Origin of the sequence: Burkholderia sp. S171 (genome assembly GCF_009766085.1) — a bacterium.
Taxonomy (GTDB): domain Bacteria; phylum Pseudomonadota; class Gammaproteobacteria; order Burkholderiales; family Burkholderiaceae; genus Caballeronia.
Genome location: NZ_LMUF01000038.1, coordinates 212594 through 234298, shown reverse-complemented (window position 1 = coordinate 234298; position 21705 = coordinate 212594). Strand labels below are relative to the sequence as shown.

Sequence of the window (21705 nt, the reverse complement as noted above, 5' to 3'; positions counted from 1 at the left end):
TCGAAACGCACCGCCAGTTCGCGTCATGGCGGCCCGATGGTCACGTCGAGATCGTCGATGCGCAGTCCGAACGCGGTCGTCTTGTGCAGCGCCACCGGATGCACCGCGCGCCAGCGCGAGCGCTCGATGTCCCGATAAGCGGCGACAAGCGCCACGTAACGCGTGTCGGGTTGCAAGGTCTGTTCAAGCTTGAGCACATCGCCGGGACGCAGCATGTAGTCGCGTCGGGTGTTGAGGTCGGTGCCGAGCGTGGCCTGATCTTTCGCCTGCAGCGTGAAGAAGTCGACGGTATCGATGGTGCCGGACGATTTCAGCTCGTAGATGCGCACCGCGACGGGCGAGGGCCGTCCGCTTGCGTCGCGATTCATGGTTGCCGATGCGGAAAGCGTCAGCTTGAGCACGGTCGGCCGCGAGTCGGCGGACTTGCAGCCGGGTAAAACCGTGAGCACGAGCATGAGCGCGAACAGGGGCATGAGCATCCGCGTCGCAACCCGTGACGCGAGACGAGACTCGCCTCGCGGCCTTGAAAGCGCCGCGCCGCGCGCGTCTTTTAAAAAAGATATCGCCATCTCGGTCCCCCGCTGAGTCGACGCAAGACGCGCGAACGCTTGCCGCGCGCTTCGGTTAAACGAAGTGCGCGCACTTCGTTTTAAAAGCGCCCCGAACGATTCGTCTTGCCGCAGTAGTCTCGACGCCGGATGCAATCACCGGCGTTTCCCCTGGACGAGTGAGCGGAGAACACGGTGAAGACCAAAGCGTGCTTCGAACATCCCGGTGGCAGCGGCCGCGCTGTCATTCCCGACTTGCGGCGCCGGCGCGCGAAAGCGCTGGAGAGTCGGCTAATGAGTGGGCTAAAAAGCGGGCTGATGAGCGCATTCAGCGCACTGAGCCTGCTGGGCGCTGCCGCATCGTGGAACTGCGCCGCCGCCCAAACGCCCCCTGTGCCCGCCGCGCCCGCCGCGCCCGCTGCACCGGCGGCATCCGATCGCATCGAGCAAGCCCGCCAGAGCGATACGGAAAGCGTGCGCGCGCTGACCGCCGACGGCCGGCTGCTGCTCACCCGCGATCGTGTGAAGCTCGACGGCTACGCTTACTGCAGCATGGCGGTGGCGGCGGCCGAGCGTGGCGATTTCAGGCTGAGCATCGAGGCGGCGTCGCGCATTCTGGTGCTCGCGCAACAATCCGATAACGGGAACCTGCAGGCGCTTGCCTTTCGCGATCTGTCGATTGCCTACAGCTACGCCGGCGATCTGCGCGATGCGCGGGTCTACGCGCAAAAGGCGCTCGATGGCAAGCCGAAAGATCCGGCGCAGGTCTATGCGCCGGCGCATAAGGTGCTCGGCGACGTCGTGCTGCGCGAGGGCGACGCAAACGCGGCGATCGATGCGTATCGCGCGGCGCTCGAGACGGCCTCGCCGCGCTACCGGCCGCTCGTGCTGGCCTCGCTTGCAAGCGCCCAGATTGCAGCGGGCGACACCACCGGCGCGCGCGCCAATCTTGCCGCATCGGGCGGGGCGCCGGCGCCATCGCTCGAACCGTTCTTTCGTCGTATCGAAGGCAATCTGCTGCTCGCCGAACACGAGCCGCAAAAGGCGCTCGATGTGTTCTCCGCCAGCCTGGTGAAGCCAGGCGCGGAGCATGCCGAGGACGCGGACTACGACGATCTCTGGGCGCACGAAGGCATGGCCCGCGCGTGGCTCGCGCTCGGCGACGCCAGGCAGGCCCGCGCCGCGCTCGCCGCTGCGATCGCGGATTCGGAAGCCATGCGCGCGCGCTTTCGCAGCGACGAGTTCAAGACCGGCCTGTTCGCAGACGTGCAGGGTGTGTTCGATCTGGCGATCGGCCTTGCCATGGATGATCAGGATGACGAACATGCGTGGGCGCTCTCGGAGCAGAGCCGGGCGCGCGCGTTGCTCGACACGGTGCGCAGCCGCGTGGACGCCGGAGTGAACCCGCGCCAGCTCAACGGCGACGCGCTCACGCTCGCCCAGGTGCGCAACACGCTGCGCGACGACGAAACGATGGTTGAATACCACGCGTTGCCGCACCGCATGATCGCGTTCGTCGTGCGCCGCGACGGGCTCACCACGCATGTGCTGCCGATCGAGCGGCGCGACCTGGGCAGCGCGGTGGACGCGTTCCGGGCTGCGATCCTCGACCAGCAGGCGATCGCACGGGCGTATGGCGCGCGGCTCGACAAGCTGCTGATCGAGCCGCTCGGGCTGCGCGAGCACGACCGGCTCATCCTCGTGCCGCACGGTGTGCTGTACTACATGCCGTTCCAGGCGCTGCGCAATGACCAAGGCTATCTGATCCAGCGTCACGCGCTTGCGCTCGCGCCTTCCGCGAGCGTCGCGGTGCAGCTCGTCACACGGGAGCGCACGCTTGGCAGCCACCTCGTCGCGTTCGGCAATCCGCATTTTTCCGACAGATGGGATCTGCCGGCCGCCGAGCGGGAAGTGCGGGTCATCACGCCCTATTTCAGCCAGAGCACCGCGTGGCTGCGCGACGACGCCACGCGCGCCCACTTCTACGACAGCGCGCCCAACGGCCGTGTGCTGCATGTCGCCGCCCACGCGGAGGCGGATTCTGTCGATCCGCTTTACTCGAACATCAAGCTTGCGCCGCCGGAGCATCCGCCCATCGGACCGGACAAGCTCAGTGCGCGCGACATCTACAAGCTGCGGCTCGACGACGTCGGTCTCGTCACGCTGTCCGCCTGCGATACGGCGCTCGGGCGTCTTGGCCTTGGCAACGAGATCGAGGGCCTGACCCGCGCGTTCTTCTATGCGGGTGCATCGAGCGTGATCGTCTCGATGTGGATGGTCGACGACGAAGCGAGCGCACTCACCATGAGCACGTTCTATCGCTCGCTCACCGCGGGCCACGAAGCAATCGACGCGATGCGCGATGCACAGCTCGCCGTGCTCGCCGATCCTCGCTTCGCAAGCCCGTATTACTGGGCGCCGTTCGACCTGACGGGAGGCTGGCGGCTTACGGTCGCCCGGTGACACGATGCAATCATCCCCAAAATCCAATCCTTTTGCGCGGGCCGCCGCTTGCGCGATGCATGGCGCACGGCGCCGCGGAGCCGCGGCAATTGTAATTGTCGTGAAACCGGAATGCGGCGACACGCCGGCCGCCGGCGCACGCGGGCAGCAACCGGCGCGGCGCGCGTCGTGCCCGGTCGCGGCGCTTCGGCTCGCGGCGGGCATGATGGTCGCCGCCGGCATGAGTCCGCTCGCTCAGACCGAGGCGCAGGCGCAGACGCCGCCGCCCGGCGTGAATTTACCCGCGCTGCCCGCGCTGCCGGGCGGCCTGCCACGTGCGCCCGACGCCGGCACGCTGCTCCAGCAAGCACAGCCCAATCCGAACCCTGGCGCGACGAGCCCCGACAACGGCGACGCGAGCCTGCCCGCCGTCAGACCGGCCCAGCCCGCCCAGCCCGGATCATCCGCGCAGGCAGTCACTCCAGGCGCGCCGGGCCAGTCATTCGAACTGCGAAGCATCACCTTCGCGGGCAACGACAGCGTGTCCGCCGCCGACCTGCTGCCGCTCGCGTCACCGTGGATCGGCAAGCAGGTGACGTTAGACGATCTGCAGGCGGTTGCCGCGCGCATCACGCAGTCGTATCGCGAGCGCGGTTATCTGCTTGCGCAAGCCGTCGTGCCGCCACAGGACGTCACCGACGGCAACGTGCAGGTCACGGTACTCGAAGGCCGCATCGGTCACGTGCAAATCAATCTGGCGCCCGCCGCGCGCATTCGCGAGAGCGCCGTGCGCGCCCGGCTCGCGGCGATCACGCCCGGCGCGCCGCTCCAGGAACACGCGATCGAGCGCGCCATGCTGCTGCTGTCGGACTTGCCGGGCGTGCGCGTCTCTTCGTCGCTGGAGGCGGGCGAGGCGCCCGGCACGGTCGACCTGACCGTCAACGTGGAAGCCGCGCGGCCGTGGCAGTTCGCGCTGACCGGCGACGACTACGGGACGTCGAGCGCGGGGCGGGTACGCATCGGCGCAGTGGCGCGGCTGAACTCGCCATTCATGATCGGCGACAACCTCGACGTCAACCTGCTCGCCGCTGAACGCTTCGATACCGCCTACGGGCGGGTCGGCTACGACATGCCGCTCGGAGCGAACGGCACGCGCATCGGCGTGGCGGCGTCGCATCTGTACTACTACCTCGGCAAGCAGTACTCCGCACTCGATGCAACCGGCGACGCCGACATCCTGACCTTCTCGGCGTCGCAACCGCTCGTGCGCTCGCGCCAGCACAACCTGCTGCTGCGCGGCTCGGTGGAGTACCGGCACCTGGTCGACAGGATCGGCGTGATCGGACAGGACAGCCGCCAGACGCTCTGGGCCGCGAACGGCGCGCTTACCTACGAAGGCCGCGACGCGCTTTTCGGCGGCGGCTTCACGAGCGCCGAGATCCAGCTGACGGCAGCGAGTCTTCACATCGATTCGGACCCGCAACGCACCTTCGACCAGGGACCGTTCGGGCGCGACACGCAGGGCGCGAGCCTGCGCGCGACGATGTTCGCCAACCGGCTCAACGCCATCGCCAACCGGCTGAGCGTGTTCACCGGGGTCTCGGGGCAATGGGCGGGCCGCAATCTTGACAACTCGTCGCGCGTGGCGCTCGGCGGACCGCGCGCCGTGCGCGCCTATTCGCCATCGGAAGCAGTCGTGGACGACGCGCTCATTGCCACCGCCGAGCTGCGTTTTGCCGTGATGCCGAGCCTCACGCTCTCGGCGTTCTACGACTTCGGCATTGGCTGGTACAACGCGCGTCCGGTCGGCGGCGCACCGGATAACCGCGTGACGCGCGGCGGCGTTGGCATGGGCGCTTTCTGGAGCGGCCCGTGGGGCGTGTCGGCCAACGCCACGCTCGCCTGGCGCACCGGCACGAAGGACAGCACCGGCGATGACAAGGTGCCGCGTTTCTATTTGCAGTTGACCAAATCGTTCTAAAGAGAAGAGACCGCGCGGACCGCGCAGACCGTGGCCGCAACCGATGTCATGCCGCGCGCGCGGCGGGAGATTTCGATGAAGACACAGCTCGCCCTGAGCACGCTGGCCGTCGCCGCGTGGATGCTCTTTCAGGCGCAGGCGCAAGCCGCGCCACCGGTGCCCGCGCCCCTGCCTGCGCCCGCGGCCAACGCGCTGCCGGTGCAATGCGGCACCAATCCAGGCATCAGCGTAACGACGGGCAAAGACCCGCGCACCCTCACCATCAACCAGAGCGCGCCGACAGTGGTCAGCAACTGGACGAGCTTCGATATCGGCTCGCAGGCAAGCGTGGTCGTCAAGCAGCCAACGACGAACTCGACGCTGGTCAGCCAGGTGGTCACGAGCGCACCCACGCGGATCGCGGGCGCGCTGACGGCGAACGGGCGCGTGTTCGTGATCAATCCGGCCGGCATCACCGTGTTCAACGGCGCGACCATGACGGCGGGCGCGCTGGTGCTGTCGACCTTGCCGCTCGACCGCAAGACGCTCACAAGCAACAACTTCGGGTTCAACATGAACGGCGATGGGGTTGCGGGCACCGTCGAGAATCACGGCAATCTCATTGCCACCACGCCGCAGAACACGCCGTCTGCGACGCGCACCGTCGCCTTGATCGGCGGCAACGTCATCAACGGCACCGACGGCGTCGTCAGCGCCAATGCGGGCACGGCGGCGCTCTTGGCGGGGCGTAACGTAACGCTGGATTTCGCCGCCGACGATCTCACCAAGATCGTTGTCAACGGCAACGCCTTGCGCGCGGCTATCGAGAACCAGGGCATGATCGTGGCCGACGGCGGTCAGGCGCTGATGACGCTGCGCACCGCCGATGACCTGATCTCGACGGCGCTGAATCAGGACGGCATCGTGCGCGCGCGGTCAGTCGCGACGCGCGGCGGGCGCATCGTGCTGGACGGCGGCTCGGGGATGGTGCAGGTCACCGGCACGCTGGACGCCAGCGGCGGCGCCAACGGCGTACCTGCGCGCGGCGGCAACATCGATGTCACGGGCGGCACGGTGCACCTGAGTTCAACCGCGCTCGTCGATGCGAACGGCACGGCGGCCACCGCGCAAGGCGCGGGCGGCGGGCGCGTGCGAATCGGTGGAATTGGCGAGAGTGCGCTGCAATCGGGCACGGCCGTCGATCTGACCCGCGCGGGCAGCGTGCAGATCGATGCGGGCGCGCGGGTGCGCGCCGACGCCGCCGCGCCGGCCGCTGCCAGCAAATATGTGCTGGCGGGCACCGAAGCGCCGGCGGCGGGTGCCGGCGGCGAGGTGATCGTGGATGGCGCGGCCGCGACCATTGCCGGCACGCTCTCGGCCTCGGGTGGCGCGCTGGGCGGGAACGGCGGCACGGTCGAAACGTCGTCGCCCACGCTCGACGTGAGCCAGGCGCAGGTCAGCGCGCATGCGGTCAATGGCGCCGCGGGGCAATGGCTGATCGATCCGGCGGGGGTCGACATCGACATCGTCGCGAATCCGCCGCTCGTGGCAACGGGTAGCGGCGGTGTGCGTATCGTGGCGGACGAAGCGCCTCCCGCGCAGGGCCAGGTGAGCGCCGATGCGATCGACCGCGCGCTCAGCAATGGCACGTCGGTGACGGTGCGCTCCTATACGGGCGGCGCCGTGGTGGCGGCCGCGCCGCAGTACACCACCGTCGCGCCGCAGCCGGCCGGCACGATCTACCTCGATGCCTCGATCCTCAAGAGCGCGCAAGGCGCACCGAGCAACGTGCAATTCGCGCTGCAATCCTATGGAAATATTGAAGTATCGAACGAAGGCGCGACCTCGGTGAGCGCCGCGCCCAATGCTGGCGCGCTCGGAGTATCGATGCAGACGGACTATCACAATCCGGCCACGCCGTCCCACAGCGTGACGCTCGACGCCGCGAATTTCGTCACGAACGGCGGGGACTTCAGCGTGCAGGCGCCGGTCATCGGAATGAACGGCGTGAGCATCGACACGCGGGTCCTGAACGGGCTGGCGACCAGCGGCGCGGTCACCATGACCGGCACCAGCATCGCCATGAACGACAGCAGCATCACCACCTCCAGCGGCTCGATCGGCCTCACCGCAACAGGTGGCGGCTTGTCGATCGAGTCGTATCCACCCAATCTCGATGACCCGTCCGCGACGCTTGTTTCCTCGAGCAAGCTGACAAGCGGCTCCGGCTCGATCTCACTGTACGGCAGCAAGGTGTATGCGCCGCCAGTGGCGGAGATTGCCGAGCTCGCGGCACTTTCGTCTCAGTCTGGCGTCTCGTTGCAGAACGTGTCGGTGAGCACGCAGGGCGGCGCGATCGACGTGCGCGGGCTGGGCTTGCCTCTCAAAGAGACCGGCAGCGTCAACGGTGTCTCGCTCAACCAGGCGTCGATGTCCACCTCGGGCGGACCGCAAGCCTATGTCGCGCTGTCCGGGCAGGGGACGGGCGCGGGTGCGGGCATTGTCGCGCGCGGGTCGACGATCGGCGGCGCCGGCCAGCAGGGCGACGTCATCCTGCGCGCGCAAGGCGGCACGAACGGCGGCGCGCTCGACCTTGGGACGAGCGGCACGCAGAACCGCTTCGCGAGCACCGGCAATCTCGTCGCGATGCCAGGCGGCGTCGATGCGAACTTTGCCCTTGCCGCCGCTAACGCGACGTCAATCGTGATCGGCGAGCCGTCGGGCGGCTTCGGACTTTCCCTCACCGATCTCGCGCAGATGACCGGCGTAGACACGCTGATCGTGGGAAGTGCGACTCACACCGGGCGCATCACGGTTGACACGGCCAGCCCGTTTCTCACCAATCTCACGTTGGAGAACACGGGGGCGGGCAGTCAGGGCATCCTCGCTTACGGCGCCGTGAACGTGGCGGGCAAGATGCTCGCGCTTGCCTCGGCGGGCGCCGTTACGATGCCGGACGCGGTGACCGCCAATGCGCTTCTGCTGAGCGGACCGGGCGCGTTTTCGCTGACCAGCGCGGGGAATTCGGTCAACACGCTGGCAATGTCTGGCGCGGGCAGCGTCACGTTCGTGAATGCGCATGGGTTCAATATCGGCGCGCTCAAGGGCTCGGCGTATGGCAGCGTGGCGCAGAACGGGCCGGCGAATGTGATCGACGCGTCGAACTCGACCGTGAACGGTGCGCTGTTCGCACGGGCGCTGACGGGAAACATCGGGCTTGGCGGTGGTTCCGCGCAGTTGCATGGCGTTGGCGACCGGCTGGGCGCGAGCGGCGCGACGATCGTGAACCTGAAAACGGGCGGTGCGTTCGATCTTGTGATGGACGGGCCGGGTGGCCACTTCGTCAATGCGGGTGCGGGCAACGTGTCGTCCGGCGCGACCTGGCGAATCTGGGCCGACACGCAGACCGGTGAAACGCGCGGAGCGGTGTCGCCAGGCGGCACGACGCCGAACGTGTATGGATGCGTGTATGGCGCTTGTAATCCGGATATGCAGGCTAATCATTTCCTGTACGCGGGGAGTGAGGGCGGCGACCCGGGTAACGGCGGCCCAGGTAACGGCGGCCCAGGTAACGGCGGCCCGGGCAACGGTGGCCCGGGTAACGGTGGCCCGGGCAACGGTGGCCCGGGTAACGGTGGCCCGGGCAACGGCGGCTCAGGCAACGGCGGCCCAGGCAACGGCGGCTCGGGCAACGGCAATAACGGACCTATCGGCGGCACCAGTACGGCCCAAGACCCGAATGGCGATCCCATCACCAACCAACAAAACGCCCCCGGAACCTTATTCACCCAAACCGGCCTGCAATCCTTCTTCACTGACGCACAGCATTCGTTCCTCTACGACAACAACCTCGCAGGCGTGATGTCGCGCGGCGGCACGTCGGTGTGCATGGGCTCGAATCAGCCGCTGGCGTCGAACCTGCCCGCGGATACCGCGCCCGATACGCTCGCCGTCGAATGGCGGCGCGTGCGCTCGCAGCCCAATCTGAACAATTGCATCATCGTCAACCGGCCACACGGCTGCGGCGATTTCTGAGGACGGCACCATGACCTACACACGAGGCATCGACATGCAGGAATCCGAATCGATCAACGGACACGCCGGCACGTTACTGTACGAAACGCTCGAGCCGATGCTCGAGCCCGTGCCCGGCGCGGCGCCGGGCGGCCCGAACCTCGAAAATGACCGTGAGTTCCTGGCGCTCGAAATCGACGTTTTAGGCAGCCCCGAGAAGAGCATCGGCAACGACGTGAAGCCGGCGGTGCCGCCGAACTGGATCGACATTCAGGCTCGCGCTGAAAACCTGTTGATGCGCTCGAAAGACCTGCGCGTGGCGCTCATCTACATTCAGGCGGCTGTCGCGCTCAACGGCCTCGCCGGCTGCGAAGCGGGCTTGCATCTGCTGCACGAACTGGTGGTGCGCTTCTGGGACACGCTGCACCCCGAGCTGAAAGCGATCACGAATGCGCCCGGCGAATTCGACGCGTCGTGGCGTTGCAACGTGCTGACTACGCTACGCGGCCCCGCCTTCCTGCGCGCGCTGCGCGACCTGCCGCTCGTGCAAATGCGCAGCCCGGTTCCGACGGTGCGTGAAATCGAGCGGGCGGAGCGCGACGAGCTGCCCGCCCCGGCGCTCAATCAGTATCACAAGCAGCTCGACACCGCCGTGCGCGATCAGCGTGCAGGATTGGAGGTCGCGCTGCGCCTGCCCGGCGCGGTGTCCGCGCTGGAGGACGCATTGCACGAGCGCTGCGTCGAGCCGTCGGCGCCGCGCTTCGAGCAGCTCGCGCAGACTGCCGAGGCGCTTGCGCAGGCCGTCGGCAATGCCTTCGCGCGCCAGGCCGAAAAAGCCGCCGCCACGGCAACCGAAGCACTCGGCGCCGCCATGTCACCACCGGAGGCGAACGGGAGCAACCGCGAGCGCACGCCAGCCTTGCCAGCCGCGCCACGCGGTGCGCATCCGGCCACCGGCAAGCTCAATTCCCGCGCCGACGCCATCGCCTGGCTCGACGCGGTGAGCGCCTTTCTGGAGCAGTCCGAGCCGGCGCATCCCGCGCCGCTCTTGATCCGTCGCGCGAGCGCGTTGCTCGGCATGGATTTTCTGGGCGTGATGCGCGAACTCGTGCCGGACGCGCTGCAACAGGTTCGCGCCATCGCCGGTGTCGGCGCCGAGCGCAATTGATGTCGCCGAAGTCCAGGTTTTTTTCAATACGCGCGATGTGAATCGTCTTGTCGACAGTCCCTTGACTGTCGTCTTTTTGGAGGATGCAAATCATGGATAGTGGACAGAAATGGATCAGCCGCAACCGCGAGCCGCGCGTGCAGATCGAAATGGATGTTGAGGAAGGCGGCGCGGAGAAACGCAAGGAACTTCCGTTCGTCATGGCCGTGCTGTCCGACCTGAGCGGCAAGACGACCGACACCGTACCGCCCGTCAACGATCGTGACTTCCTGGAATACGACATCGACACCTTCGCGGGACGTCTGGCAGCCATGAAACCGTCCGTCGCCTTCACCGTGAAGAACACCCTGACCGACGAGGACAATCTGCAGGTCGCGCTCACCTTCACGTCGATGGATGATTTCGGCCCGGGCGCGATCGCGCGCAACGTGCCCGAACTGAACGAGTACCTGAAGGTCCGCATGCAACTCGACCGCCTCAAGCTGATGCTCGACGGCAGGGGCGGGGCGGAGAAGGCGCTCACCGAAGCGTTGAGGAATCCAGATTATCTCAGGCTGCTGGCCGCCGGCCGGAACGACGCGGCCATGCCGGGTGCATCCGATGACGACGCCGCGGACCCAGCGAATCCGGGCGCAGCTTCTCCCAACGATCAATGACCAACCCTCAACGATCTTCATGACTCGCCAGCGAGGACTTTGCCATGCCCGACACCATCACCAATCTTGAGACCGCGGCGCTCGCGCCCGAGGCGGCTGACGCCAAATTCGACCTCTTCTACAACATGCTGCAGAAGGAATTCCGGCCCCGCACCGATGAGGCCGAACGCGCCGTGCAAAGCGCCCTTCAGACACTCGCGCAGCAGGCGCTGCAGGAGGATTCGCTTGTCTCCGACGACACGCTGCGCACCATCGATGCGATGATCGCGGCAATCGACGAGAAGCTGACCCGGCAGGTCAACCTGATCCTGCATCACCCGGATTTCCAACGGCTGGAAGGCGCCTGGCGCGGACTCGACTACCTCGTGCGCAACACCGAGACCGACACCAAGCTCAAGATCCGCGTGCTGAACATCAAGAAGCAGGAGCTGGGCGACATGCTGCGCGGCGCCATGGGCGCGGGGTGGGATCAGACGCCGTTCTTCAAGCGCGTGTACGAGCACGAGTTCGGCGTGCTGGGCGGCGAGCCGTATGGTGCGATCATCGGCGACTATTACTTCGATCATCATCCGCAGGACGTCAAGCTGCTGGGCGAGATCGCCAAGACGGCCGCGGCCGCGCATGCGCCGTTCGTGGCCGCCGTGGCGCCGTCGCTGCTCGGTCTCGATTCGTGGCAGGAACTCGACAACAAGCGCGATGTCAGCAAGATCTTCGTGACCGACGACTACGCGCCCTGGCGCTCATTGCGCGATTCCGACGATTCGCGCTATCTCGCGCTCACCATGCCGCGCTTTCTCGCGCGCCTGCCTTACGGGGCGAATACCGATCCGGTGAGCGCGTTCGATTTCGAGGAAGACGTCGACGGCACCAACCACGAACGCTACGCCTGGGCCAATGCCGCCTATGCAATGGCGGTGAACATCAACCGGTCGTTCAAGCTGTATGGCTGGTGCACGCGCATCCGCGGCGCTGAAAGCGGTGGCAGCGTGCCGAACCTGCCGCTCCACGCATTCCCGACCGACGATGGCGGCGTGGACTCGAAGTGCCCGACGGAAATCGCCATTTCCGAGCGCCGCGAGTTCGAACTGTCCAACAACGGCTTGCTGCCGCTGATCCATCGCAAGCACAGCGACGAAGCGGTGTTCATGGGCGGGCAGACCTTGCAGAAGCCGGCCAAATACAATCGTTCCTTCGCCAACGAGAACGCCGAGTTGTCGGCGCGGCTTCCCTACGTGTTCGCATGCAGCCGGTTCGCGCACTACCTCAAGCATCTGTGCCGCGAGCAGATCGGCTCGTTCAAGGAACGCGAGGACATGGAGAAATTCCTGAACGGCTGGATCAGCGATTACGTCGACGGCGATCCGGCCAATTCGACGGTCATCACCAAGTCGCAGAAGCCGCTGGCGGCCGCCAAGGTCGAGGTGCAGGAAGAGGAGGGCAAGCCGGGGTATTACCGCGCGACGTTCTGGTTGCGGCCGCATTATCAACTGGAAAAGCTGGGCGTGTCGCTGCGGCTCGTATCACGCTTGCCGGAAGTGAAAGGCTAGGAAAGGCTGTGCGCGAGCGCACGGCTTCGCAGGCCCCGCCACGCCGGCGGGGCTTTTTTTATCACGTGATCTATGAAGCGATTTATGAAGTGATCCTCACACCGCGAGTCTGGGCCGCGGCCGGGTCGTCCGGCTTCAAGGCCAGGATCGTCACCTCTCTCGGCGCGCCCGCCCACACGGCAACCGCGCTGAGGTTGTCTGCCTGCGGCGGCGCGACACGCCGCACGCGCGTGGCGAGCGCCGCAAGCCAGCCATTGGCGTCGTTGGCCTCGCCGATCGACTCGATCATCTCGGCTTCGTCTATGTGTTCCCACAGCCCGTCGCTGCAGACGAGGAACGTGTCGCCATCCGCGATCGCGAAGGGCGAGGTCGCCGCCTCCACTTCCAGCGCATCGGTCGTGCCGAGCGCGGCGAGCAGGAGGCTGCGCATCGGATGGCCGCGCATTTCGTGCGAGGCGAGCAGACGCGCATCGACCAGGTTCTGCACCATGCTGTGATCGACGGTCTGCAGCGCCGTGCGCCCCTGGCGAAAACAGTAGATGCGCGTGTCGCCGCAATGCGCCCAGGCGGCGCTCGCGGTGAGCGGATCAATGGCGAGGACTGCGGCGGTCGAGCGCATGTGCGCTAGGACGCCACCGGCTGCCTGGGCCTGCACGATGGCGCGATTCGCGGCGAATAGCGCATCGGCCAGTTGCGCGGTGCTGATGGCGGTGTGCATCGCGCATTGACCGAGCACCGCGCAAACGGTGTCGACGGTGAGTTGCGCCGCGACGTCTCCGCCGCCGTGGCCGCCGGCGCCATCGGCGACGACGCCCGCCAGCAGCCGTGTGTGCCGGATAAGCGCGAGCCGGTCTTCGTTGCTCCGGCGTCCGCCGCGATCCGTGATGCTGGCAAGATCGAAACGCATCGGGTTCCTCTAATCTTGATGTTTATGCTGCTCGGCGGATTCCTCGTATGCCGAACGAAATGCCGCACCGAACAGCGTGAAAAAATCTTCTTCCGATTCACCTACGAGACGCGCATAGAGCGCCGCGAAGCTGCGCCACCGTTGCGCGTCGCGCAGGACCGGCAGAAGGTTCTGCGCATTCGAGGGCGGTGGCAGCAGCGCATCGATGCGTTGCGGCGAGAAGCGTTCGAACATTCCGCCGATAGCGCCGCGCAAGCCCGCCAGAAAGCCAAACTGATGCGCTCGCAAATCGTTGCAGGCATCGCGCAAGGCGGCGCTGCCGCCCAGATAGCCGCGCCGCGGTACGCCGAGCACGCTGCGCAGCGCTGCATCGGCATTGGCTGCATGCTTGAGGGGATTGTTGTCGCGCGGCTCGATCAGGGTGAGTCGCGCGTGCAGCATCTGTTTGACCGCCTGACGCGCGATGAGCAGATCGACCGTGCCCTGCAAGGCTTCGCGCAGGAGCGCGCCGAGCCGTTCGGCGAACTCGGGGGTGAATTCCGCAAGGTCCGCGTCATCGATGCCCGCGCCGTGTGCGAAAGCGGCGCGCAGCGACAGCGCGCTCACGTCCCTGTTCACGTCCGCGTCCACGTTGACCTGAGCAACCGGCGCCTCGTCGCGTGCCGGTTTGGCCACGCTCGCGCGCGGCGTCGTTAACTCGGGCGTGATGAACGCGCTCTCGATGCCAAGCCCGCTTTCCGGCAGGGCGCGGGGCGGCACGTCCTGCGTCGCGCGCAAGAGGCTCTCCAGCGGGTTGTCGCCCTGGTGTGTGTTGGGCGCGGACACCGGTTCGGCGAGTGGTGACGCAGCGGGCTTCGCTGCGCGCCGGGCCACGTGTGCCGGCATGAAAAAGCGCAGTGGATCCGTCTCGGTGTGGCCGGGTATGTCGAAGCTGCTGTCCGCGTCGGCGAACTGGGCATGAGACGACTCACAAGACGACGCGGAGCAGGCCTGCGCCGCTGAGTCGATGCGCACCATGATGTCGTAAGCGCCTATCTGCACGGCATCGCCGTGCTCAAGCGCGACCTCGTCTCCGGCCGCGACCGGGCGGCCGTTCACCAGCACGGGATTTGCGCCGTGCTGCGCGAGCTGCCAGCAGCCCCCGCGGCGCTCGACGCGCGCATGCACGCGCGATACGAGCCGCTCGGGATCGGCCAGCACGAGCCGGCTGGTCTCGGCACGGCCGATGGTGCCACCTTCGTCATCGAACGAGGCGCTAAGCGGTTCGGCGAGCGGCTGCCCGCAGCAGGCGGTGACGGTGAGCGTGAGCATCGGTCGTGCTTCCTTGAAAAACCCGCCTGGCGCGCAAGGCTGGAAAAACCCGTGCGCAGCGAGTGACAGGGTCGTGGGTGCGTTCATTCGAAGCTGTAGTCGAAGTCGCCGTCGCTCACGGCCAGCCCGATGTGCGTGAGCGGCGCGCCGTTCGCGATGCGGCTGAGGAGCTCGGTCGAGATGCGCGGCAGCACGGTGTTGGTAAGGAGCGCGCCGATCGCGCGTCCGCCCGCTTCCACATCGTTGCAGCGCGCGACGATCAGCTCGACCGCGGCCTCGTCGTACTTGAAAGACACGTGATGGTGCTCGACCACGCGCCGCGCGATGCGCTCGAGCTGCAGCCGCACGATGCGCCCGATCATCTCGTCGCTGAGCGGGTAATACGGCACCGTGACGAGACGGCCGAGCAGGGCCGCGGGAAACACGTCGAGCAGCGGTGCGCGCAAGGCCGCGGTGAGTTCCTCGGGCGAGGGCAGCGACGCGCTCTCGCGGCACGCGCGCTGGATGAGCGCATCGCCCACATTCGACGTAAGCAGGATGATCGTGTTCCTGAAATCGATACGGCGCCCCTCGCCATCTTCCATCGAGCCTTTGTCGAAGACCTGGTAGAAGAGCTCGTGCACGTCGGGATGCGCCTTTTCGATCTCGTCTAGCAGCACGACGCTATAAGGCCTGCGCCGCACCGCCTCGGTCAGCACGCCGCCCTTGCCATAACCCACGTAGCCGGGAGGCGCGCCCTTGAGCGTCGACACGGTATGCGCTTCCTGGAACTCGCTCATGTTGACCGTGATCACGTTCTGCTCGCCGCCAAACAGCGTTTCGGCAAGCGCGAGCGCGGTTTCGGTCTTGCCGACGCCCGAGCTGCCGCACAGCAGGAATACGCCCACCGGCTTGCACTGCTCGTCGAGCCGCGCACGCGCCGTCTGGATCCGCCGCGCGATGGTCCTGAGCGCATGGCGCTGTCCGATCACGCGCTGGTCGAGAATGTCCGGCAGCTTCAGGATGGTGTCGATCTCGTCGCGCATCATGCGGCCGAGCGGGATGCCGGTCCAGTCGGCGACGACGCTCGCCACCGCGCCTTCATCGACGCTGGAGAGCACGAGCGGCGTTTCGCCCTGCAACGCACTGAGCCGGGCCTGACAGTCGCGCAGTCCGGCGAGCAGGGTTGCGCGCCGGTCGGCGGCGGCAGCATCGGAAGCGCCGGGAACGCCGGGAACGCCGGCTTCGGTGGGCTCGCGTAGCGCCGCTCGCGCGGCGAACACCTGTTCGACGAGCGCGCGCTCTTCCTTCCAGCGCGCCTGCAGCTTGTCGAGCGCGGCTTGCTGCGAGGCAAGCTCGTCATTGAGAGCCGCTGCGCGCCCGCCGCGCTCGAGCCCGATGCTCCGTTCGCGTTCGAGGATCGCGGCCTCCACGCGCAACGCCTCGATGCGCCGCTGCAGGTCCTCGACCGCGGCGGGCGTCGCGTGCTGGCTCACGGTCACGCGCGCGCAGGCGGTGTCGATCAGGCTCACCGCCTTGTCGGGCAACTGGCGTGCCGGAATATAGCGATGCGAAAGGCGCACGGCGGCTTCCATGGCTTCATCGAGCAGATGCACCCGGTGATGCGCCTCCAGCACCGGCGCGACGCCGCGCAGCATGTCGAGGGCGCGCGCTTCGTCCGGCTCGGCGACCTGGATTGCCTGGAAGCGCCGCGTGAGCGCCGGGTCCTTTTCTATGTATTGCTTGTACTCGGCCCAGGTCGTGGCGCCGATGGTGCGCAGATTGCCGCGCGCAAGCGCGGGCTTGAGCAGGTTCGCGGCATCTCCGGTGCCCGCTGCACCGCCCGCGCCCACGAGCATGTGGATTTCATCGATGAAAAGGATGATGGGGCGCGGGCTCGCCAGCACTTCGTCAATCACCTGGCGCAGGCGCTTCTCGAACTCGCCCTTGAGGGCCGCGCCCGCCTGCAGCAGGCCGAGATCGAGCGCGAACAGCGCGACGTTCGCGAGCGCCGGCGGCACGTCGCCGCTCGCAAGCCGCTGCGCGAAGCCTTCGACAATCGCCGTCTTGCCGACACCCGCCTCGCCGGTCAGAAGTGGATTGTTCTGGCGGCGGCGCATCAGGACGTCGACGATCTGGCGGATCTCCTCGTCGCGGCCGGTGACCGGATCCAGCTCACCGCGCGCGGCCCGTGCCGTGAGATCCACGGCGTAGCGCGTGAGTGCATCGAGCCGGATGTCCGATCCGGCGGCGTGTGGCGATTGACCGGATTGCGGCGATTGTCCCGATTGAGGCGCCTGCCCCATCGACGCGGCGTTCGCGAACACCACGCCATCCTGCGCAATCAGGCCGTCCTCGGCGTCACCGTGCGTAATGGCGTCGAAGTTGTCACGCAGATTGTCCAGCTTGATGCGCTCGAACTGCTTCGACATCGCGAGAAGGACCATGCGCTTCTGGAACTTGTCGAGCAGCGCGATCAGCAGATAGCCGCTGCGCACCTGCGCATCGTGGCAGACCAGCGTTGCATGGGACCAGGCCGCGTCGATGGCGTCGATGAGCGGCGTGGACGGCACGGGTTCCAATGTCCGCCCGCGCGGCAGACGCTCCAGCGCGTGCGTCAGGTCGGCGGCAAGGCGCGCGGCATCGATGCCGTAATGATCGACGATACGCATGAGATCGCTGCCGGCATCGCGTAATAGCACCTCGAACAGGTGCTCGAGTTCGACGTAGGGATTGCGCCGGCTGGCGCAGAAACTCGTCGCTTCGATCATCGCATCGTGCACGAGCGGATTGAACTTGCCGATATACATCGCGAAGGTGGTGCGGTCCATGATTTCTCCCTTTCGATCGGTTCTTGCCAAGACTTGCCGAGACCTACCTAGACGAATTGCCCGGGCGCGGATTGGAACGAGGTTGTGGCGGCGGGTGCGCGGGGCCGGGCAGCGGCACGCGCATTTCCGCGTCAATGAGCGGGCCGCTTGCGGCTTGCGTGTCGCCCGGGCGGCCTGCAAAGAAAGTGGTCCAGCCGAGGCGCGCGCCGCGGCCGAGCCGGAGTTCCGGCACTTCGTCGCGTTGAAGCACGAGATGCACGTCCCACGCGAGTTCGCGATTCAGGTATTGGCGCACCAGCGCCGTGAGCACCGGCAGGCGCTCGCCGCCCGGCAGGAGCGAGACGAATTCGGCGAGCGTGAGCGCCCCGGCGATCAAGCGGAACCTGAACTGGCGCGTCAGCACATGCGCGCCCAGCACGGTGCTTTCGCCAAGCCGCCGGCTCGCGCCGAGCGTGAGCCGCTCGTCGGCCGCCACGGCAAGGCGCTCGCAGACGAATGGTTCCAGGCGCAGCGGCACCCGCAGGCCGTCGGCAAGTATCGAGAGCAGTCCCTCGGGCGGGCGCGTCTCCTTGGCGAAGTGCATCGCATGGCGCAGCTTGAGGTGATCGTGCGCGGCGTCGCGATGCTGGCAGCTTGCGTGGCCGATTCCAAACAGCGCGCCAATGAACCGGCCGAAGCGGTCGTCCCCGGCGCGGTCGAGACTGGCGGCCGGCTGCGCCTGCGCGAACGCGCGATAGAAAAGCAATGCGTAACGATGCGTGAGCAGATCGAGAAAGCGCGCAAGGGTCTCGTCGTGCTCATGCAACAGACGGTCGCGCGCGTATTCGGTGAGATGCAGCGGCAGCGGCCCGTTTGGCCCGAGCAGGCCGAAGAAGTATTGCGACAGCCGCGCGGGGCGGGCGCGAGTGTCGGCATCGGCATCTGGATTTTCATCCGGATCGAAGGCGCACTCGAGCGACGCGATCGGCGCAGGTGCGAACGCGAGTGACGGCGTCTGCGCAATGCGCAGCGGCTCCTGCGCCGGACGCGGCGCGCACCCGAGGCGCGGCAAGCCCGGCGTCAACGCCTCGACGCGCCGCAAGACCTGGAAAAAGTGATGCCGATGCGGCGCGAGCGCGACCTCGCGCAGATAGTCCGCGAGTTCGCGCGCACGAGTGTCCTCGTGCGGGACGCTCAGATCGTCGGTCGGCCGCCGCATCGCGGGGATCCTGAGTGAATCGTGCGCCCGTCCACGCTGCGCACGGTGGTTTGAACAAAGGAATTGATCGATACGTAACGCGCGAAGAATGTATCGAGCACGCGCGCGAGCAGGTGCGCGCCCGCGCCGGCGAAAGCGGTTTCGTCGAAGACCAGCTCGACGGCGAGGCCGCGCCCGAAGGTGATCGGTCCGGGTATCGCGAGACGGCGCACCACCGGCACCGCGCGCACCGAGCGCACACCGGCGGCCTGGGCGGCGGCTTGCGCGTCGCCGGGCGCCACGTGCAGCATCAGAAGCGCGCGCAGGGCAGCGGCGCCTTCCTCGGCGTTCGCATCGAGCAGGGACAGGTAGTTAAGCGAAAGATGATCGACGAGCCGCCAGCCGTCCTGCGCGTCGAGGATCGCGGGAATCGGGCGGGACGGCCCGCACACGCGGCGAATGGCGCACACCGGCGCGGCGCAATCGAGCGTGAAATCGCCCTTGGCGCCGCCAAGCGGCAGGGCCAGCGGCAGGTCCCGGTTAGTGCAAAGCGTTTCGAAGGCGAGCTGGCGCAGCGTGCGCGGCCACGGCGCCTGCCGCGCGTCGACGACCGACACGAACATTTCGCTGCCGACGTAACCCGTATCGATGCCACCCGCGCGACGCACCGTGGCCGCGCCGCGCGGTGCGCGTTCGCTCGTGAAATAGGCGGCATGGTCGGTGCGCGCGTCGTGGAACGCGGCGTAAAACGGCTGGAAGACCTGCTCGCCCGTCACGCCGCCGTAGCCGCGCACCCCGCAGACCGAATGCACCTCGAAATCGAGCGGGCGCGAGCGGTCGGGCACCACGTGAAAATTGGTGCTCTGATCGGTCACGAGCGCGCGGTCGGCCTGCTTCGGGAACAGGTTGACGGCGGGTACGCAATGCAGCAGCACGTGCTCACGGGAAACCGTATGTTCGAGGGCGGCATCGGCCCGGTCAATGAGCACGTTGATCTCGAACTCACGCCCTTCGATATACGGCAGCGCCTGCGCAAGTCCCGCGATGCGAAGGAAGCGGAAACGCGGCGCGAAGGCGAAGTATTCGCGCAGATGCCGGTAGCCGCGCAAGCCTTGCGCGGTGACGGGCAGCAGCGCTTCGTCATCGTCGAAACCAGGATGGGACACGGCGCTCGCCGCCAGCGGAAAGAGCCGCTGCAGCGGGCGCGCCGGCGCGCTCACGGTGAGCGCGAGCGCATGCGACGACACGGCTTCGTGCAGCCGCCACGCCACCGTTTCGTCGCCGCTGAAAAAGAGCGTGAGTGCATCGAGAGCGAGCATGTCGACGCTCATTCCTTCAGGCACGCAGAGCCGCAGCCGCAGCACGCCGCGCACGCGGTTCACGAAGGGCGCGAGCGCCTGTGCGCCGGCCAGCGGCAGATCGCTCGCGCGTGGCAGCCACGCCGCTTCCGTGACCTCGAGCGGCCAGAGCGACAACGCGCAGCCGGTCCGGAACAGGCAGGCGGTGCGGGTGTTGAGCGCCTCCTTCGAGGCGAGCATCGCGCCGCGCGGCAGCGTGAAGCCGCGCGCCAGATTCGGGTTGCTGAAGTCGGGCTGCAGTTGCGCGACGAGCATCGACGGCGTGGGCGCGAGCGCCTGGGGCATCAGCGTTTGCATCATGCGTTGCGTGAAGCGCGGGAATTCCTCTTCGAGCCTGAGTTGCACGCGCGCGGCGAGAAACGCGCTGCCTTCCAGCAAGCGCTCGACATAAGGGTCGGCGACTTCGGTGCTGCCGTCGTGCTGCAAGCCGAGGCGGCCGGCGATCTTCGGGAAGTCGCGGGCGAACTCGGCGCCCATCTCGCGCAGATAGCGCAATTCCGTTTCGTAGTGGCGCAGCAGGCGCGGATCCATGGCGTCACGCTCCCGCTTCGTTCACGGTCACAGCGCCGTCTTCCAGATCGATCTGCGTGCGCAGAACGATCGCGAGCGGCGCGGGGCGAAACCACAACAGCGCGCGAATCACGAGCGCGATCTGTTTGAGGGATTCGTCCGCCTGGTCGCCGCCCGCCCGCTCGATCTCGATTGACGACGGCAGGATGCGCGGCTCGAAGCGCACGATGGCCTCGCGGATCGCTGTGTGCAGGCGCGGCACATCGACGCTCACCGCAAAGCCGCCGACGAAGTTCGGCAAGCCGTAGTTCAGCACGGAGTCGCTCGCGTACGGATGAAGACTGGCGTCGATATCGCGCGGCTGCCCCGCCGCGTTGAAGAGCCAGCGCAGCTCGCGCAGCACCGACGTCCGCAGCCCTTCGCCAGACATGAGGCGCGCGTCCAGCGGCTCGCTCTTGCGCTGCGGATGCTCGTCGGTCAGGCGATCGAGCAGTGATGGCTGGAGGCGCATGCCGCGGGTCGTCTCGATCATGTCGCGTGTCTCGTGTCTTGTGCAGGGGGAAGGCGGGTACGGCGCGTACAGCGCATACGGCGCCGTGCGAATGCGCCGTCTGCCACAGGACGATCCATGTGCCCGCGCTTTGAAACTCAGCAACGCGCGCGCCGCGGCAACCATTACAAGTCGCGGAGCCGGCTGCTTTTCAAAAGAACCGGTCCACGCCCGTCTTGCCGATGCAGTTCCCCCTGACTTTCAAGCGGAGTCCTCAATGGCAAACGATATCTATCTCAAGATCGACGGCATCGAAGGCGAAAGCGTCAAAAAGGGCGCCGAGAAGACCATCCAGTTGCTGAGCTGGAAATGTGGCGTAACCAACAAGCACAGCGCGGATCACGGAGGCGGTCTCGGCAGCGGCAAGGCCGAGCCGCACCACCTCGAGTTCACGCACCACTACGACAAGGCGTCGCCCGTGCTCCAGCGCCATTGCGCCGCGGGCAAGCATTTGCCGACCGTGAAGCTCGTCGTATCGAAATCGGGTGACGGCCAGAAGGAGTACCTGACCGTCACGCTCAAGAACGCATTCGTCACGCACATCTCGCACGACTGCCAGACCGACGCGACCGTGAGCACCGTGCACCTCGCTTATGAAGACATCGAGCACGAATACAAGCAGCAAGGCGATGACGGCAGCATGAAGGGTTCGGTCAAGGCGGGCTGGAACACCAAGACGCACGAACTCCGCTGAAGCGGGCGCACGCCTCGTTCACGACTGGTTTCACGTCTGCTTTCACGTCTGCT

Annotated in this window: 14 protein-coding genes; 7 read left to right on the top strand and 7 right to left on the bottom strand. The window is 67.1% G+C overall.

Features of this window, described 5'->3' with window-relative positions; translation table 11 throughout:
- Positions 1 to 23: 23 nt before the first annotated feature.
- Entirely contained in the window at positions 24 to 473 is a 450-nt protein-coding gene (gene tssJ, locus GSQ93_RS20465) for a type VI secretion system lipoprotein TssJ (protein WP_158937455.1), read from the bottom strand.
- 270 nt (positions 474 to 743) lie between these two features.
- Here tssJ and GSQ93_RS20460 point away from each other — a divergent pair, with 270 nt between their 5' ends.
- The 6 genes from GSQ93_RS20460 to tssC all read left to right on the top strand — a co-directional run bounded on the left by GSQ93_RS20460 (position 744) and on the right by tssC (position 12335).
- On the top strand, positions 744 to 3011 hold the full coding sequence (locus GSQ93_RS20460) for a CHAT domain-containing protein (RefSeq protein ID WP_254073958.1): 2268 nt from the start codon (positions 744 to 746) through the stop codon (positions 3009 to 3011).
- A gap of 4 nt (positions 3012 to 3015) precedes the next feature.
- Positions 3016 to 4971 carry a POTRA domain-containing protein gene (locus tag GSQ93_RS20455; protein ID WP_254073957.1) on the top strand — a complete coding sequence of 652 codons (1956 nt, stop codon included), beginning with the start codon at positions 3016 to 3018 and terminating at the stop codon, positions 4969 to 4971.
- Positions 4972 to 5046: 75 nt separating this feature from the next.
- Entirely contained in the window at positions 5047 to 8985 is a 3939-nt protein-coding gene (locus GSQ93_RS20450) for a filamentous hemagglutinin N-terminal domain-containing protein (protein ID WP_158937454.1), read from the top strand.
- Between the two features lie 10 nt (positions 8986 to 8995).
- Entirely contained in the window at positions 8996 to 10132 is a 1137-nt protein-coding gene (gene tssA / locus GSQ93_RS20445; RefSeq protein WP_158937453.1) for a type VI secretion system protein TssA, read from the top strand.
- A 92-nt stretch (positions 10133 to 10224) separates the two neighbouring features.
- Positions 10225 to 10788: a type VI secretion system contractile sheath small subunit gene (gene tssB / locus GSQ93_RS20440; RefSeq protein WP_367889770.1), complete on the top strand. Its 564-nt coding sequence runs from the start codon at positions 10225 to 10227 to the stop codon at positions 10786 to 10788.
- A 44-nt stretch (positions 10789 to 10832) separates the two neighbouring features.
- Positions 10833 to 12335: a type VI secretion system contractile sheath large subunit gene (tssC, locus tag GSQ93_RS20435; RefSeq protein WP_158937452.1), complete on the top strand. Its 1503-nt coding sequence runs from the start codon at positions 10833 to 10835 to the stop codon at positions 12333 to 12335.
- Between the two features lie 82 nt (positions 12336 to 12417).
- Here the strand turns inward: tssC and GSQ93_RS20430 are convergent, their stop codons facing one another.
- The 6 genes from GSQ93_RS20430 to tssE all read right to left on the bottom strand — a co-directional run bounded on the left by GSQ93_RS20430 (position 12418) and on the right by tssE (position 20940).
- Positions 12418 to 13242 carry a PP2C family serine/threonine-protein phosphatase gene (locus GSQ93_RS20430; RefSeq protein WP_158937451.1) on the bottom strand — a complete coding sequence of 275 codons (825 nt, stop codon included), beginning with the start codon at positions 13240 to 13242 and terminating at the stop codon, positions 12418 to 12420.
- A gap of 9 nt (positions 13243 to 13251) precedes the next feature.
- Positions 13252 to 14553 carry a type VI secretion system-associated FHA domain protein TagH gene (tagH, locus tag GSQ93_RS20425; RefSeq protein WP_158937450.1) on the bottom strand — a complete coding sequence of 434 codons (1302 nt, stop codon included), beginning with the start codon at positions 14551 to 14553 and terminating at the stop codon, positions 13252 to 13254.
- A gap of 83 nt (positions 14554 to 14636) precedes the next feature.
- Positions 14637 to 17363 (bottom strand): type VI secretion system ATPase TssH, encoded by a 2727-nt coding sequence (tssH, locus tag GSQ93_RS20420; RefSeq protein WP_158937449.1) that lies wholly within the window; start codon positions 17361 to 17363, stop codon positions 14637 to 14639.
- A 43-nt stretch (positions 17364 to 17406) separates the two neighbouring features.
- Entirely contained in the window at positions 17407 to 18561 is a 1155-nt protein-coding gene (tssG, locus tag GSQ93_RS20415) for a type VI secretion system baseplate subunit TssG (protein WP_158937448.1), read from the bottom strand.
- Positions 18537 to 20429: a type VI secretion system baseplate subunit TssF gene (gene tssF, locus GSQ93_RS20410; protein ID WP_158937447.1), complete on the bottom strand. Its 1893-nt coding sequence runs from the start codon at positions 20427 to 20429 to the stop codon at positions 18537 to 18539. The genes tssG and tssF overlap by 25 nt, the downstream gene beginning before the upstream one ends.
- 4 nt (positions 20430 to 20433) lie before the next feature.
- The gene (tssE, locus tag GSQ93_RS20405) at positions 20434 to 20940 is read right to left on the bottom strand and encodes a type VI secretion system baseplate subunit TssE (RefSeq protein WP_158937446.1); all 507 of its coding nucleotides are present in this window, start codon (positions 20938 to 20940) and stop codon (positions 20434 to 20436) included.
- A 235-nt stretch (positions 20941 to 21175) separates the two neighbouring features.
- On the opposite strand from tssE, the gene GSQ93_RS20400 reads away from it, so the two are divergent.
- The gene (locus GSQ93_RS20400; protein ID WP_158937445.1) at positions 21176 to 21652 is read left to right on the top strand and encodes a type VI secretion system tube protein TssD; all 477 of its coding nucleotides are present in this window, start codon (positions 21176 to 21178) and stop codon (positions 21650 to 21652) included.
- The last annotated feature ends 53 nt before the right edge of the window (positions 21653 to 21705 follow it).

Excerpts from the sequence above, each read along its gene's own strand:
- GSQ93_RS20400 (WP_158937445.1), top strand. The coding sequence starts at position 21,176 with ATGGCAAACGATATCTATCTCAAGATCGACGGCATCGAAGGCGAAAGC.
- GSQ93_RS20455 (WP_254073957.1), top strand. The coding sequence starts at position 3,016 with ATGCAATCATCCCCAAAATCCAATCCTTTTGCGCGGGCCGCCGCTTGC.
- GSQ93_RS20450 (WP_158937454.1), top strand. The coding sequence starts at position 5,047 with ATGAAGACACAGCTCGCCCTGAGCACGCTGGCCGTCGCCGCGTGGATG.
- GSQ93_RS20430 (WP_158937451.1), bottom strand. The coding sequence starts at position 13,242 with ATGCGTTTCGATCTTGCCAGCATCACGGATCGCGGCGGACGCCGGAGC.
- tssG (WP_158937448.1), bottom strand. The coding sequence starts at position 18,561 with ATGCGGCGGCCGACCGACGATCTGAGCGTCCCGCACGAGGACACTCGT.
- tssJ (WP_158937455.1), bottom strand. The coding sequence starts at position 473 with ATGCCCCTGTTCGCGCTCATGCTCGTGCTCACGGTTTTACCCGGCTGC.
- tssB (WP_367889770.1), top strand. The coding sequence starts at position 10,225 with ATGGATAGTGGACAGAAATGGATCAGCCGCAACCGCGAGCCGCGCGTG.
- tssC (WP_158937452.1), top strand. The coding sequence starts at position 10,833 with ATGCCCGACACCATCACCAATCTTGAGACCGCGGCGCTCGCGCCCGAG.
- tssH (WP_158937449.1), bottom strand. The coding sequence starts at position 17,363 with ATGGACCGCACCACCTTCGCGATGTATATCGGCAAGTTCAATCCGCTC.
- tssE (WP_158937446.1), bottom strand. The coding sequence starts at position 20,940 with ATGATCGAGACGACCCGCGGCATGCGCCTCCAGCCATCACTGCTCGAT.
- tagH (WP_158937450.1), bottom strand. The coding sequence starts at position 14,553 with ATGCTCACGCTCACCGTCACCGCCTGCTGCGGGCAGCCGCTCGCCGAA.
- tssF (WP_158937447.1), bottom strand. The coding sequence starts at position 20,429 with ATGGATCCGCGCCTGCTGCGCCACTACGAAACGGAATTGCGCTATCTG.
- tssA (WP_158937453.1), top strand. The coding sequence starts at position 8,996 with ATGACCTACACACGAGGCATCGACATGCAGGAATCCGAATCGATCAAC.